The following is a 14,484-nucleotide window of genomic DNA, read 5'->3' as shown; positions in this document are numbered from 1 at the left end:
ATGATATAAAGACAGTATTAAGGTTTTTATCCATCGTATAAAGATTTCATAAAAAAACGACTGAAGCTGTCATTACCCTTTAATTAAAGGATAATGACAGCTTCAACCGCTCAATGTATTGAATGCTTATTCTTCTATCATGCGATAGCCGACGCCGACTTCTGTAACAATATACCTGGGTTCTCCCGGGTTTTTTTCGATCTTTCTTCGAATATTGGCCATATTGACCCGCAATGCCTGGATTTCATTGGTATAGGGGCCCCATACTTCTTTCATGATAAAATCATGAGTAAGGACCTTGCCCATATTTTTAGAAAGCAAAACGATAATTTTATACTCGATGGGTGTAAAATGGACTTCTTTTCCCTCAAGTGAAATGCGTCTCTTCCTGTAATCAATCTCAAGATTTCCCACCGTCATCTTTTCGTTCTCTGCAGGACTCATCATGAAGTTCTTTTGACTATGCCGGATTTCTGTTCTGATTCGGGCGAGGAGTTCCAAGGTTCCGAAAGGCTTTGTGATATAGTCATCTGCTCCTAAATCAAGGGCTTCGACTTTTTCTTGTTCATTTCCACGTGCTGAGACGACGACAATGGGTATCTCTGTCCACTGGCGAAGTAATTTTAAGACCTCCGTGCCATCCATATCCGGCAAGCCCAGATCGAGCAGAATCAAGTCCGGACAATAGGAAGAAGTCATGGAAACGGCTTCCTTGCCTTTCGTTGCTCTGACTACCTTATAATCATTGGATGTTAACGCCGCTGAAATAAAGTTGCTGATTCTTTCATCATCCTCAACAACCAATATTAAAGGTTTATTGTTCAACGTCTGTCCCCTCCAGAGGTAGTGTAAACCGAAGAATTGCACCACCAGTTTTTTTATTGGCGGCCTTCATTTTTCCATGGTGTGCTTTGACTATAGACATGCAAATAGATAAGCCGATGCCCATTCCTCTTGCCGAATCAGCACTTCGTTTTCCATTGGGAACGCCACTTTCAAAGAGATAAGGAAGATTTCGCTCCTCTATTCCTGTTCCATAATCGATGACTTCAAACATTGCCTCTCGTTCGAGTTTTTTGACTTTAATCTCAATTGCTGTGTTTTCCGGTGAATGTTTGATTGCATTTTCGATGAGATTGATCATAACTTGCTTAATTAAGGTTCCATCCATAGGAACCAGCAGCAGCTCATCCGGTACGTCAACCCGTATTTTTTGTTGAGGAAACCGCTTGCGAATGCGGCTGACGGCTTCAGCTACAATTTCTTCCGCAGCCTCGGATGTTTTCGAGACATTCAGCGTCCCTTCCTTTATTCTCGTAACGGACAGAAGGTTTTCTACCATTCTTATAAGCCATTGTGAATCTTCTTTGATATTAGAAAGCAGTTGATATTGAGTCCGTTCATCCAAGGATTCACGGTTTTCGAGAATAGCCGAGCTTGCTCCTAAAATGGCTGTAAGAGGGGTGCGGAGGTCGTGAGAAATAGCCCGCAGCAGGTTGCTTCTCATTTTCTCTTTTTCCGATTCCACAAGTATTTTTCTCTGTTCATCCGATAAATGCTGTCTTTCCAGTGCTAACGCTACCTGTGAGGTGATGACTTGCAGCAAGGAGCGGCTATTGGAACTAAGCTCCCCCTTTGCACAAGATAAGCCGATCACCCCAAGAACTTTGCCTTGTGAGATAACAGGCATATAAAAAGCTTTTGAACCCATTGAGGTATTTGTACCTACTCCTGCGTCGGCTTTATGCAGGAATACCCATTGGGCCACTGTCCGTTCATTCTCTGATAACATAAAGGAAGCATCGCAATCCACTGGTGATTGCTTCAAGGTACCTTCTGAAATTTCAGGATTTTGCGTATAAAAAATTGCTGATCGCTCAAAAAGTTTTATCATGTATTGATTAATTAAATGGATAATACTTTCCAGTTTCCTGGTTACAAGAAGCTCTTTGCTGATTTCATACAAGAGCTCTGTGCGGTGCTCTCTTTCCAGAACAAGCAGGGCTTGGGATTGAGCACGGATTGTCAACGCACTGGTGAGAGAAGCCACAATCAGCATAATCAGAAAGGTTACTGGGTAATCCGCCTGCATAACATGAAAAGTGTAGTAAGGAGAAGTAAAAAAGAAATTGAATAGGAGTACACTTAATGCTGAACCCACAATGCCATAAACATATCCCCTGGTAATTCTTGAAATAATGAATACAGATAATATATACACCATGATAATATTTTGCTCACCAATATCCAGAGTACGCAGCCCCATTGAAAATAAGGTTGCGGCGGAGAGTAGTCCGATAGTTTTAAAGGTATCGGACCAGGACAAATAGATGTTTTTAGTGATCTGAGATGGATCGAAAGGGTTGTTTCTCATAATTTCACCACCATAAATTGAATATACTATACTCTTATTTTAATGTCTAAGCAAGATGAATCAGTAAGATTTCAACTGGCTCTTCAGCCGAGCCGGGACAGAAAAAACTGCTGCCCCAACCAACGGAAAAACAACCCGAAGGCAGGGTGTGAGGGATAAAAATCGCTTTTCTTGCGCCCTGAAACGAATTTTGTGTGCAAGAGAAGGAGTTATAGGTAGTTTGTTGAATTGTTGAAATGTAAATAATAGCGAAAAAGGTAAGTTACGCTATAGATTGGCTTGAAAAATAGCTAACTTATGCATGAATTATTTTGTATAAAAAAGGATGTGAACCAATGAAAATTGCTGAAAAAGATGTAGAGCAGTTGGCGCTCACGAGTCGCCTGGAGCTGACCGCTGAGGAAATAACCGCCTACACTAAATCTCTTCATGAAAGCTTAGACTATATGGAGGTATTGAAACAATGTGATACCGGTGCTATAGATCCGGCGGCCCTGGTACTCCCGATTATAAACGTGTTTCGAGAAGACAAAGTCCAAGCTGGTATGGACAAGGAACTTGTCTTTGCTAATGCACCTGAGGAAGAGGATGGAGCTTTTAAAGTACCCCGTATACTATAGACAGGAGGTTTTTCATGCAACTCGATACATTAACGGTTCATCGGCTTAGCGAACTCCTTGAGAAAAAGGAGATCAGCAGTCTGGAATTAACACAGAATTATTTAGAGCGGATCCATCAAATCGACAATGACCTTCAAGCCTTTGTGACGGTTACAAAGGATGAAGCTTTAGCCCAGGCCAGGCTTATGGATGAGAAGCGGCTGCGGGGAGAGGAGCTCTCTCCTCTGGCGGGTATTCCTATGACCATTCAAGACACGATTTGTACAGCAGGAGTTAAGACAACCTGTGCATCGAAGATGCTTAATCATTATATTCCTCCGGCAGATGCTACGGTTGTGGACAGATTAAAGAAAGCAGGCTCTGTATTAATAGGGAAATCCAATCTGGATGAGTTTGGCATGGGTTCTTCAACCGAGAATTCAGCATTCCAGAACACGAAGAATCCCTTTGATTTTGCGCGGGTACCTGGGGGCTCCGGTGGGGGAGCGGCTGCCGCAGTAGCTGCTGGGGAAGCTGCTTTTGCCCTGGGTTCTGACACGGGAGGGGATATCCGTCAGCCGGCGGCTTTTTGTGGAGTCATAGGATTTAAGCCTACTTACGGTTATGTGCCAAGAACCGGTCTGATCTCTTATGCTTCTTCTCTTGATCAGATCGGACCGTTTGCACAGGATATGACAGATGCGGCCCTGATCTTAAATACGATCTGCGGTCATGATGCTTGGGATTCAACATCGGCTTCGGTGGATGTTCCCGATTTCAGGAAGAGCCTGATCAATGATATTAAAGGTCTGAAAATAGGGTTGCCTAAAGAATATTTTGAAGCAGGAATGGCCCCCGAGGTGGCCGCCAAGATCCAGGAAGCGGTCCGTAAACTGGAGGAGTTGGGAGCCAGCTGTGTTGAAGTTTCTCTGCCTCATACGGAATACGCCGTCATAGCCCATTACGCCATTTCCTGTGCCGAAGCCAGCTCTAATTTAGCCCGTTATGATGGGGTGCGGTATGGTTTGAGGGTGGAAGGCGAAGATGTGTTGAACATGTTTATGAAGACCCGCAGCCAGGGATTTGGCACCGAAGTGAAAAGAAGAATCATGCTGGGCACTCATGTGCTGAGTTCTGCTCATTATGATGAATATTATACCGAGGCTCTCAAGATTAGGACTTTGAACAAACAGGATTTTGCTCGGGTTTTTGAACAAGTGGATTGTCTTTTAACCCCTGCCACTCTTACAACGGCTTTTAAAAAGGGTGAACTGACAGGAGATCCCTTGGCTATGGTTCGGTCAAAGAGTTGTACCCTACCGGCTAATCTGGCCGGCCTGCCGGCGATGTCCCTGCCCTATGGAGTAATCGATGGGATGCCCGTAGGCCTGCAACTGATCGCCCGCCATTTTGATGAAAAAACGTTGCTGAGGGTAGGTTATACCTTGGAGCAAACTACGGACCAAACTCGTCCGAAACCTAATCTAACCCGTCAATAAGTATTAATAGGGGGTCAAAATGAGTACATATGAAGCAGTTATCGGTTTAGAGGTTCATGTAGAGCTAAAAACCCAGTCCAAGTTGTTTTGCGGTTGTTCTACTGAATTCGGGAAAGAGCCAAATACTCAAGTGTGTCCGGTTTGCCTGGGACTGCCCGGTAGTACAGGGGTTTTAAATAAGAAAGTTGTTGAGTTGGCTACGAAGGCGGGGCTTGCTTTAAATTGCGAAATAGGTACCAGGACTTGGTTTGACAGGAAAAACTACTATTATCCTGACTTGCCTAAAGGTTTTCAGATTTCCCAGGTATTTCGGCCCATAGCCTATAAAGGATATCTGGATATCGAAGCGGATGGACAGAGTAAACGAATCAACATTACCAGAGCTCATATGGAAGAAGATCCTGGTAAGCTTGTGCACTCCGGCGGATCCATAACCACCTCTCATTCTTCTTGTGTGGACTATAACCGATCGGGTATCCCCCTTATCGAGATCGTATCGGAACCGGAAATCCGCTCAGGGGCAGAGGCTAAAGCGTATCTTGAGAAGCTTAAGGCCATCCTGGAATACACCGGTGTTTCAGATGTCAAGATGGAGCAGGGCTCCTTGCGCTGTGATGCCAATGTCTCAGTACGTCCGGCAGGGACCACCGCCCTGGGTACAAAGACAGAGATTAAGAATATGAATTCCTTCCGGGCTGTGCAGCGGGCTATTGAGTATGAAGTAGAAAGGCAGGTTGCAGTTCTGGAAGACGGGGATTCCGTTATTCAGGAAACACGGGGATGGGAAGAAAACAAAGGTATCACCCTATCCATGCGTAATAAGGAAAACCCGGATTACAGATGCTTCATCGATCATGAACTCACTCATATCGAGCTGACACCTGAGTGGATAGAAGAGGTCAGAGCCACACTCCCCGAATTACCCGATGCTCGTAGGAAACGGCTTGTTGAGGAGCATGGGCTGCCGGTTTATGATGCAGGAATCATGACAAGTTCGCTGGATTTGGCCGATTTCTTTGATGCTGCGCTGAGGGAATTTCCAGATGCTAAAGTAATCAGCAACTGGATTATGGGCGAGCTTTTACGACTATTGAATGCCCACACTATGGAACTGAGTGAGGCTAAGGTTACCCCTGGCGGGTTGGCAAAGCTCCTTGAGCTGATTAAGAAGGGCACCATCAGCAACAAAATCGGCAAAGAGGTTTTTGAGCTGATGTTTAGCGAAGGTAAAGATCCGGAGCAAATCGTTAAAGAGAAAGGTTTGGTTCAGATATCTGACGAAGGACAGTTAACTCAGATTCTTACGGATATTATCGCCAAGAATCCCAAGTCGGTAGAGGATTTTCAATCCGGTAAGGAACAGGCTATTGGTTTCTTAGTAGGCCAAGTCATGAAGGCCACAAAGGGTCAGGCCAATCCAGGTGTGGTCAATACCATGCTTAGGGAAATACTAACTAAGAATTAATGAAGATTTTTTATAGCATCTGCTCGAAAGGCAGATGCTTTTTTATATGGCAAAAAGGCTGTTCTGAATCGGATTACAGTATTTCTTAGATTGTGGATTAAGTTGCAAAGTGTTTTCAAAATATTAGACTATTTTAGAAGTTTAAGAAGGAAATAAAAGAAAAATGTTGAATTTTGTATAGATAAATCACTGAAACCTCATTAGTTGCTAGTTCTAACACCCTAATTTGAAAGGAGCATCAAGAATAACTTAAGGCTACTTGTTAAAAATAGAAGGCAAAACCTTGAAAATATAAGTGAAACTTCACACTATTAAAAGAAAGTTCTTAATTTTATTTAATAATGATGGACTACAATTATTGAAGATGCAATTAAATCATAGTTTCAGTCAAGATTTTAGCAGTCATATGCAGACATACTAAAAAGGTGGTAATAGACATGGCAAGCAAAGTTGGAAAAGGAAAGAATTTATCCAGACGCTCTTTCCTTAAATTTGCCGGAGGGGCTAGTATAGCCGGTGTCTCCCTAAGCTTAACGGGTTGTGGCCAACCCCTGACACCTGCCAGTGCGGTTGGCGGAGGCGGTTGGATGCCGACACAATACAATGAACCGGGGGGCTGGCCGACCAACGTTCGCGGTCGCGTCCCCATTGATCCGGAAAATCCTTCTATTATGAGAGACGACCAGAAGTGTATTCTTTGTGGTCAATGTATTGAAGTATGTAAAACGATTCAATCCGTATATGGAAATTATGAACTGCCTATTAAAAACGACATTGTTTGTATACATTGTGGACAGTGCATTCATTGGTGTCCCTCCGGAGCAATCTCGGAACGGGAGGATAGTGATAAAGTACTAAAAGCCCTCTCAGATCCCAATATCACGGTGGTAGTGCAAACTGCACCGGCAACGCGTATTGGTCTGGGGGAAGAATTTGGGATGCCTGTAGGGACAAATGTCCAGGGTAAACAAGTCGCCGCCTTGAGAGAATTAGGGTTCGACGTGATTTTTGATACCAACTTCACAGCTGATCTGACCATTATGGAAGAAGGGTCAGAGCTTGTTAAGCGTATTACAGGCGAATTGCATCACCCTCTTCCACAGCTCACATCATGTTGCCCAGGTTGGGTTAAGTTTGTCGAGTATTTTTATCCTGATCTCATTCCCAATTTATCCTCAGCCAAATCTCCCCAACAGATGGAAGGAGCTTTAGTTAAGACTTATTTTGCTGAAAAGAACACTATAGACCCTAAAACCGTCTTTTCAGTAGCCATCATGCCTTGTACAGCAAAGAAATTTGAATGTCAGCGCCCCGAAATGATTTCAGCCCAAACCTATTTGAAGGATAAACATGTTTCTCCTGATGTGGATGTGGTGCTCACCACAAGAGAGCTGGCCAGAATGATCAAGAGAGCGGGTATCGATTTCCCATCTCTTCCCGATGAAGAGTATGATCAACTGATGGGGATCGGAACCGGGGCTGGGGCGATTTTTGGCACCACCGGCGGTGTTATGGAAGCAGCAGTTCGTTCTGCCTATTACCTTATTACAGGACAACAGCCACCTTCCGCACTTTGGCAGTTAGCACCTGTACGAGGAATGGAGGGGGTTAAAGAAGCTTCTGTCCCTATCCCCGGCGCCGGTGATGTAAAAATTGCAGTTATTTCCGGTTTGGATAATGCCAGAAAGATTATGGAGCAAGTGAGAGCAGGTAACTCTCCCTGGGCTTTCATCGAAGTCATGGCCTGTCCCGGAGGGTGCCAATACGGCGGCGGACAACCCCGGTCATCGGCTCCCCCCTCAGATGGCGTTCGTAACACACGTGCCGCATCCTTATATAAGATTGATGCTAATGCAAAACTGCGCAACAGTCATGATAATCCTCAAATCAAGCAAGTTTATGAAGATTTCTTAACCTCACCGTTGAGCGAGAAAGCCGAAGAACTTTTGCATACCCATTATATTTCCAGGGCTGAAGAGTTTGATGCTAAAAAACCCGCAAGCCATTTATATGAAGTTTAGGAGGTGGAAACGATGGCAAAAGGAGTCCTTGTCGATATACCGAAGTGTATCGGTTGTGAAGGGTGTTCAGTAGCTTGCAAATTGTGGAATGAACTTGAATGGGATCAACAGGAAAAAAACAAGACGGCTTCGGACCGGGCAGCGGAACCTAACAATGGTCTATGGCCTGAAGAATGGACATCCATCAATCGTTATGATTTACAGAAGAACAGCTCTTCTGTTCGTAGATATGTCAAAACTCAATGTTTTCATTGTGAGGAGCCTGCATGTGTTTCAGCATGCTTCTCCAAAGCAATACAGAAGCTTCCCGAGGGACCGGTCATTTATGATCAGAAGCTATGTGTCGGTTGCCGCTACTGTATGATGGCATGCCCTTTTGACATGTTGAGATATGAATGGAAGAAGGCTGTTCCTGGAATCAGAAAGTGCCAGATGTGCCCAACGAGAGTTGCCAATAATATGGAACCGGCCTGTTCCTCAGTGTGCCCCACAGGAGCTCTTACGTTTGGGGATAGGGACGAATTGTTGGCAGAAGCAAAAAAGCGAATTAAAGAAAAGGGTTATATAGACAGAGTATTTGGAGAGAACGAAGCAGGAGGAACCTCCTGGCTTTATATTTCCGATACGCCGCTGGAAGAGATGAGATTCAGAACGGATGTAACACCCAACCCGCTGCCTTCTTACACAGAAGGATATATGAAAGCGACACCCATGATTGGGGTCAGCTGGGCTGCTATTTTAGCCGGGTTATTTGTCATTAATAACAAAAACAAGGATCCCCTGGATTGATACAGGAAAAGAGAGTGGAGGGAAGAACAGGCTATGGAAGTGATTACGACGTTCAAAAATAAGGCAGGGGAGAAATTAAACAGTACCCGATGGAAATTTAGAATGACCCCTATGAGATGGGTGTTTATGGCTATAGCAGCTGCAGCCCTGGCAGTCATCATCGTGAGGTTTATTTTGGGTCTGGGAGCTACGACCAACCTGAATGACCAGTGGCCATGGGGACTATGGATTTCCTTTGACGTCCTGTTAGGAGTAGCCTTGGCAGGAGGCGGTTATGGAACCGCCCTCATAGTATATGTGCTGCGTCGGGATAAATTTTATCCCATCGCCAGAAGTGCCATGGTGACCTCATTATTAGGGTATATCGTTGTCGTTCTCGGTTTATTGATTGAAGTAGGCCAATGGTTCTTTTTCTGGAGGCCTTATGTATCATGGGGGCATGCCAGTGTATTATTTGAAGTCTTCTGGTGTATTTCCTGTTATACCGTAATTCAGATCTTGGAGTTCAGTGAAGTTGCAACAGAGAAAGTGTTTAAAGGGGCACACAAATACCTTAAGAAAGCCATGCCTGTCCTGCTCATCGTCGGTATTACCCTGCCCACACTGCACCAATCATCACTAGGTCAGCTGTTTTATATCATGGTGGGCAAAGTGAATGTGCTTTGGTGGTCGCCCCTTCTCCCGGTGTTCTTCCTGTTATCCTCATTTTTTGTGGGGGCAGGGATGATTATTATCGAAAGCAGTCTGGCCGGGAAGGCGCTTAATCATCAAGTGGATACCTCGGTATTAAGAGGGTTAGTCAGGATATCCGGTGGAGCCATGATTCTCTATTTGATCTTAAAGATCGCGGATATGTCGGTCAGAGGAACCTTTGCCCATGCTTTTGCCTTTGACCTGCCCAGCATGATGTTCTTAAGTGAACTGGTTTTAGGTTGTATCCTCCCCATAATCATTGCCTTTAGTTCTTTATCCAGTACCCGCAAAGGCTTGATTGGGTTTGGAATCCTTACTGTAGCCGGAGTGGTTATGAATAGGTTTGATGTATTGTTCACAGGAATGGGAAGCTATCTGAACCAATACGGCGGACATTATTTCCCTGCCTGGACAGAGATTATCGTCAGCCTCGGCTTGGTTTCAATAGCTTGTTTAGCCTACCTGTTCATAGCAGAAAACTTTAATATTCTTTGGCATCATAAGTCAGAATCAGTGGAAGGAAAAGGGACGAGCGGTGATGCTGTAAAACAAGCGGCCTTGCCAAATTGCCACGAAAGCCAGGCCGGAAAATAATCATTCCCAAAAGGAGTGTCTTCGTCATTTATACTTGTCAAATGGTCTATCATCACCATAATTGCCTCAATACCAAAAAACCATATGTTAGTCTATGCCGGTTATGTATCGACTCCTGTCCTCATCAAGCGATTTCCGTCTATCGTGAACTGAATGCCAACCATTGCACAGAATGCGGAATTTGTATGGCTGTTTGTCCCAGTGATGGATTTGTCTACTATAATACCGATAAGCTCTACGAGTTTATACGAAATTCGGAGAAGATCGTGTTGAACTGTCCTCAAGCCATTCCAACAGGCTATGAAATTCCGTGTCTGGGGGTGTTCGACCGAGATTTGTGGATGACATGTTTGATGGTTGCCCGGGAAAAGGAGTTGACGATGGTCACCGGAATGTGTGCAGAGTGCCCGGATAAAAAAGCTTGTGGAATGAGTGTGCAGATTTTTAAGGAGGTCCATAACTCGTGGCAAGATCACCCAACCCTCAGGATTAAAGTCATACCGGGTGATGGGGGCGGTGAGCCGGTCATGGAAGCAATGTCGGCTCAAACCCGGAGCGAGGAAAAGGGATGGCGGGACATCGGCCGTGAAAAACTTGAAGCAATGCTTCCGGGGATCACTTCCGACGAAGCCTATCTTATTCCGAAGACACGGCAGTTCTTAGAGGAAGTTTGGCAATCGAGAAAATCTGAGATTGAAGCACTCCCTATACCGGCCTTAAAGATAAATGAGCGGTGTGTAGACTGTGGTGAGTGTTCAGAGGTTTGCCCCCAAGGAGCTTTAACACAAAAAGAAAATGGAGAACCGTTGACCTTGATATATGAACCGTTAAAATGTGTTCGCTGCCAAAGATGCGTTACTATCTGCCGTTCTAAAGCTTTAAGTATGGAATGGAAGTCCCTGTCTTATCGTTTGTTTACAGGCAAAATTCTTTTGCACCAAGGGAAAGGGCCGTTTTAATGTTCTTTGTATGCTTTTTGCATTTTGGGCGATTTTCAATTAGACTGTACCCAAAGGAGGAATAATTAAATGACTAATTTTCCAAATTGCCCAAAATGTAACTCGGCTTATACATACGCCGATGGAAGTGGTTTTGTTTGCCCGGAATGCGGCTATGAGTGGACCTTGGAATCAAGCATCGAGAATAATGAAGATACTAAGGTAGTTAAAGATGCCTATGGCAATGTCTTAAACGATGGGGATACGGTTACAATAATTAAGGATCTTAAGGTAAAAGGAAGTTCATCATCAATTAAGATTGGTACAAAAGTAAGAAACATACGCTTGATTGAAGGGGACCATGACATTGATTGCAAAATCGATGGTTTTGGAGGAATGCAATTAAAATCTGAATTTGTTAAGAAGGCATAGAGGCGTAAGATGCTCTTTGTGGCTGGATAGAAAAGGCCACCTTGAATGTTATTTCAAGGTGGCCTTATAGTAGAGGTGATATAATGGATTTCCAGTTAAAACGGAGTCAACAGTTGGCTGAGCATGTTATCGTCGTCTCTTATGATTCTTTTTCCGAAGAGAATTGGGAGATGGCAAAATCTCTTCCCAACCTAGAAAAACTTCTCCAAAGCGGTACTTACAGCACAAAGTTAAGGAGTGTCTATCCAACCCTTACGTATACGGTACATACTACCATAGTGACCGGCGTCTACCCTGATAAACACGGCATTTTTCATAATAACCCTCTTCAGCCCTTTATTCCTGAAAAAGATCAGAAATGGTTTGGAATTCGGGAGGCCATCAAAGCACCTACCATTTATGATGCCGTGAAGAAGAATAAAATGACGGCTGCCGGACTCTTATGGCCTGTTTCTGGGAAATCTTCGATAAAGTTTAATATGCCTGAAGTCCATGCCACTGGTGGGGAAAATCTGGCTTTAAAGGTATTAAAGAATGGTAGTGCTTTTTTCTGTCTGGGTTTAGAGTTACGCTACGGTCGATATCGAAAAAGAGTAGAACAGCCCTACTTAGATGACTTTACAACCTTATGTGCCGTGGATACTATCAAACGGAAGATTCCCAATCTTCTGCTGTTGCATCTTATAGAGCTAGATGATGCTAAGCATAAATATGGGACGGATAGTAAAGAAGTAAAGGATGCCATAGTCCGTATGGATAAAAGGCTGGGGGACATCCAGAGAGCGGTTGAGGAAGCCGGCATTCAGGAAAATACTGTGATACTGGTTGTTGGGGATCATGGTCAACTGGATGTCCGTTATAAAGTCTGCCTGAATAATCTTTTGCTGGAACAGGGCCTGATATTTGAGGAAAAGGGTAAAATGCAGTGGAGAGCTTACCTGCAGAGTGCCGGGGGAGGGGCTTACCTTCATATTAAAGAAGGTGATGAAGAAGCCGAAGCCTTAGCATTTGCCGTTTTAGAAAATGCCTTGAAAGAAGAACAATATGGCATTGAAAAGATTTTTTATAGAAATGAGTTGGACGCTCTTCACGTGGATCCGTCCATAACCACTATGGTTGAGGCCAAGAGGGGATACTGCTTTGATGATAGACTTGAAGTGCCCACCCTCCTGGATTTAGATGCCATAAAAATGAAATATGCCACTCACGGTTACTTACCGGACAAGGAAAATTATCGATGCAATTTTATCGCTTCAGGTCCCGGAATAAAAAAGAATCATCCTTTAGGTCCTCTTGAAATGGTCGATATAGCTCCGACCCTCGGAGCAATTTTAGGAGTGGATTTTACTCATGGCGATGGAAGGGTTTTAGGGGAAATTTTTGGTTGAATATGTTATATTTAAAGCAAAAAGGAGTGATCAAATGCTTCAAAAGATATTACTGGCTTTTGATGGTTCAAAAAACTCACTGAAAGCTGCAGAATACGCATTAATCATGGCCCAAAACAATAATGCTGAAGTAGAAATTGTTCATGTACGGGAATCGGTAACTTCTTATTCAACCCGAGTCATATACGATGCCGCTGAAATGGAAAAAGAGTTAGTTTCCGAGGCTGAAGAGATCATGGCACAGGCCATCGACAAATTTAAAGACACAGGAATTACCTTTACTACGAGTATACGAACAGGGGACCCGGCGGAAGTGATTTGTGAAGAAGCAGAAAAAATTGACGCCACAGAAATTGTCATCGGAAGTCGGGGGATGAATGCCGTATCCCGATTCTTTGTGGGCAGTGTAAGCTTAAAAGTCTTGTCACATGCTCATTGTACTACTATAGTTGTGCGGTAATAAGCGGAATGGACGAATTGGATAATTTAACAAAGCGCTCTTTATGACGGAGGGAAGTGAAAATTCTAACTTTCTCTTTGAAAGATAGCTGACTACTATACGGCTGTAAATTTTCTATTGTTTATATTCACCTATAAGAAGTTGTTATAGGTTCGAAAAAATACTATTTAAGTATGGAATGGTGATTGAATGCGTATTGAACAACTTGAATATGTTAAGGAAGTCGCCAACTGCAAGTCCCTAGTTGAAGCAGCAAGAAGGCTTCATGTGACTCAGCCCTGTTTGACCAATGCAATCAACAGTTTGGAGGACGAATTGGGTATCGATATATTTGTTCGATCCAAAGCGGGAGCAAAATTGACACTGGCAGGTCAGGAAGTGCTTAGAATCTCAGGGTTGATTCTTGACCAGGTTGATGAGCTTTACAAATTATCAAGTAGACATCAAGCCCGTCAAGAAATCCATTTGGCGATTGCTCCTGCGGTGTGCAACAGTGCAATTTTGGAGATCATTGATGATTACCAAAAGTCCATGCCTGATGCACCGATCTATGTACATGAGACTCGTCCGGAGAGAATTTTTACGACCTTAACACGTTCAAACAGTTCTATTGGAATTTTCAACAATTCATGGTTGAATGCCATAGACCAAATGGAGTTCAATATTGAGCTTCTCTATGGAGATAAATTCTGTGTGTTTGCCAGTTGCAAGAGCCCACTTCGCGAGAAGAAGCACTTAACTTTAAAAGAGGTTTTGGAGCATTATCCCGTAGCTACACCAATTTGCGATCAAGACATCATAGCAGAGTATCTTAATCATCCTAAGTTGTCCATTCTTACCTCAGGTTTGTATAACTTTACCGACCGAGAAAGTCTAAAAAATTTGGTGGTCAGCGATAAAGCCATTGCATGTTTACCTTCAAGCTTTGCCTACCGCGACATATATGTAGAAAATGCCTTGTGGGCTCCCCTAAAGGTGATTGACTTTGAGGCTCCGGTCAATTTCTATATGGCGTACCCTCGGCGTAAATTGACCAATGCTGAAAGTGCATTTGTCCAGTGTATACGCACGTTTTATAAAAGATGGGAGTCGATTGCATAAAGAAATGTAATGAAGTCGGGATGAATTTAGCGACAGCTCCGTAAGAATGAATATTCTTTACGGAGCTGTTTGGTATATATCATAAATTTACAGATATTTTTTGAGGATTAGTTTTATTAAGAATAAAAGAC

The 14,484-nt window shown here is 43.6% G+C and carries 13 protein-coding genes; 11 read left to right on the top strand and 2 right to left on the bottom strand.

The window, feature by feature from the left end; translation table 11 throughout:
* Window positions 1–126: 126 nt before the first annotated feature.
* Both DESPCE1_RS0119515 and DESPCE1_RS0119510 read right to left on the bottom strand, forming a co-directional pair.
* Complete coding sequence (locus DESPCE1_RS0119515; protein WP_014795700.1) at window positions 127–825, bottom strand: response regulator; 699 nt, start codon at window positions 823–825, stop codon at window positions 127–129.
* On the bottom strand, window positions 815–2,374 hold the full coding sequence (locus tag DESPCE1_RS0119510) for a DUF4118 domain-containing protein (protein WP_019851431.1): 1,560 nt from the start codon (window positions 2,372–2,374) through the stop codon (window positions 815–817). The genes DESPCE1_RS0119515 and DESPCE1_RS0119510 overlap by 11 nt, the downstream gene beginning before the upstream one ends.
* A 335-nt stretch (window positions 2,375–2,709) precedes the next feature.
* Here DESPCE1_RS0119510 and gatC point away from each other — a divergent pair, with 335 nt between their 5' ends.
* The 11 genes from gatC (at window position 2,710) to DESPCE1_RS0119455 (ending at window position 14,353) form a co-directional block, all read left to right on the top strand.
* Complete coding sequence (gatC, locus tag DESPCE1_RS0119505) at window positions 2,710–2,994, top strand: Asp-tRNA(Asn)/Glu-tRNA(Gln) amidotransferase subunit GatC (protein WP_019851430.1); 285 nt, start codon at window positions 2,710–2,712, stop codon at window positions 2,992–2,994.
* Window positions 2,995–3,008: 14 nt separating this feature from the next.
* A complete protein-coding gene (gene gatA / locus DESPCE1_RS0119500; RefSeq protein ID WP_019851429.1) occupies window positions 3,009–4,472 on the top strand; it encodes an Asp-tRNA(Asn)/Glu-tRNA(Gln) amidotransferase subunit GatA in 1,464 nt (487 codons plus the stop codon).
* A 19-nt stretch (window positions 4,473–4,491) separates the two neighbouring features.
* On the top strand, window positions 4,492–5,937 hold the full coding sequence (gene gatB / locus DESPCE1_RS0119495) for an Asp-tRNA(Asn)/Glu-tRNA(Gln) amidotransferase subunit GatB (RefSeq protein ID WP_019851428.1): 1,446 nt from the start codon (window positions 4,492–4,494) through the stop codon (window positions 5,935–5,937).
* A 437-nt stretch (window positions 5,938–6,374) separates the two neighbouring features.
* On the top strand, window positions 6,375–7,958 hold the full coding sequence (locus DESPCE1_RS0119490; protein ID WP_019851427.1) for a [FeFe] hydrogenase, group A: 1,584 nt from the start codon (window positions 6,375–6,377) through the stop codon (window positions 7,956–7,958).
* Window positions 7,959–7,970: 12 nt separating this feature from the next.
* Window positions 7,971–8,747 (top strand): 4Fe-4S dicluster domain-containing protein, encoded by a 777-nt coding sequence (locus DESPCE1_RS0119485; RefSeq protein WP_014795694.1) that lies wholly within the window; start codon window positions 7,971–7,973, stop codon window positions 8,745–8,747.
* A gap of 33 nt (window positions 8,748–8,780) precedes the next feature.
* On the top strand, window positions 8,781–10,034 hold the full coding sequence (gene nrfD / locus DESPCE1_RS0119480) for an NrfD/PsrC family molybdoenzyme membrane anchor subunit (RefSeq protein ID WP_019851426.1): 1,254 nt from the start codon (window positions 8,781–8,783) through the stop codon (window positions 10,032–10,034).
* A gap of 41 nt (window positions 10,035–10,075) precedes the next feature.
* A complete protein-coding gene (locus DESPCE1_RS0119475) occupies window positions 10,076–10,993 on the top strand; it encodes a DUF362 domain-containing protein (RefSeq protein ID WP_014795692.1) in 918 nt (305 codons plus the stop codon).
* A gap of 69 nt (window positions 10,994–11,062) precedes the next feature.
* On the top strand, window positions 11,063–11,404 hold the full coding sequence (locus DESPCE1_RS0119470) for a zinc ribbon domain-containing protein YjdM (RefSeq protein ID WP_014795691.1): 342 nt from the start codon (window positions 11,063–11,065) through the stop codon (window positions 11,402–11,404).
* An 83-nt stretch (window positions 11,405–11,487) separates the two neighbouring features.
* Window positions 11,488–12,792, top strand: coding sequence for an alkaline phosphatase family protein (locus tag DESPCE1_RS0119465; RefSeq protein WP_019851425.1), 1,305 nt, complete (start codon window positions 11,488–11,490; stop codon window positions 12,790–12,792).
* 34 nt (window positions 12,793–12,826) lie between these two features.
* On the top strand, window positions 12,827–13,252 hold the full coding sequence (locus DESPCE1_RS0119460; RefSeq protein ID WP_014795689.1) for a universal stress protein: 426 nt from the start codon (window positions 12,827–12,829) through the stop codon (window positions 13,250–13,252).
* Window positions 13,253–13,441: 189 nt separating this feature from the next.
* Window positions 13,442–14,353, top strand: coding sequence for a LysR family transcriptional regulator (locus DESPCE1_RS0119455; RefSeq protein WP_019851423.1), 912 nt, complete (start codon window positions 13,442–13,444; stop codon window positions 14,351–14,353).
* The last annotated feature ends 131 nt before the right edge of the window (window positions 14,354–14,484 follow it).

The organism is Desulfitobacterium sp. PCE1 (assembly GCF_000384015.1).
GTDB lineage: Bacteria > Bacillota > Desulfitobacteriia > Desulfitobacteriales > Desulfitobacteriaceae > Desulfitobacterium > Desulfitobacterium dehalogenans.
The sequence above is the reverse complement of the archived record's forward strand: the minus strand, read 5'-3'. Positions and strand labels throughout refer to the sequence as shown.

Excerpts from the sequence above, each read along its gene's own strand:
- DESPCE1_RS0119490 (WP_019851427.1), top strand. The coding sequence starts at position 6,375 with ATGGCAAGCAAAGTTGGAAAAGGAAAGAATTTATCCAGACGCTCTTTC.
- DESPCE1_RS0119455 (WP_019851423.1), top strand. The coding sequence starts at position 13,442 with ATGCGTATTGAACAACTTGAATATGTTAAGGAAGTCGCCAACTGCAAG.
- DESPCE1_RS0119465 (WP_019851425.1), top strand. The coding sequence starts at position 11,488 with ATGGATTTCCAGTTAAAACGGAGTCAACAGTTGGCTGAGCATGTTATC.
- gatC (WP_019851430.1), top strand. The coding sequence starts at position 2,710 with ATGAAAATTGCTGAAAAAGATGTAGAGCAGTTGGCGCTCACGAGTCGC.
- DESPCE1_RS0119460 (WP_014795689.1), top strand. The coding sequence starts at position 12,827 with ATGCTTCAAAAGATATTACTGGCTTTTGATGGTTCAAAAAACTCACTG.
- DESPCE1_RS0119470 (WP_014795691.1), top strand. The coding sequence starts at position 11,063 with ATGACTAATTTTCCAAATTGCCCAAAATGTAACTCGGCTTATACATAC.
- DESPCE1_RS0119485 (WP_014795694.1), top strand. The coding sequence starts at position 7,971 with ATGGCAAAAGGAGTCCTTGTCGATATACCGAAGTGTATCGGTTGTGAA.
- gatB (WP_019851428.1), top strand. The coding sequence starts at position 4,492 with ATGAGTACATATGAAGCAGTTATCGGTTTAGAGGTTCATGTAGAGCTA.
- nrfD (WP_019851426.1), top strand. The coding sequence starts at position 8,781 with ATGGAAGTGATTACGACGTTCAAAAATAAGGCAGGGGAGAAATTAAAC.
- DESPCE1_RS0119475 (WP_014795692.1), top strand. The coding sequence starts at position 10,076 with ATGGTCTATCATCACCATAATTGCCTCAATACCAAAAAACCATATGTT.
- DESPCE1_RS0119510 (WP_019851431.1), bottom strand. The coding sequence starts at position 2,374 with ATGAGAAACAACCCTTTCGATCCATCTCAGATCACTAAAAACATCTAT.
- gatA (WP_019851429.1), top strand. The coding sequence starts at position 3,009 with ATGCAACTCGATACATTAACGGTTCATCGGCTTAGCGAACTCCTTGAG.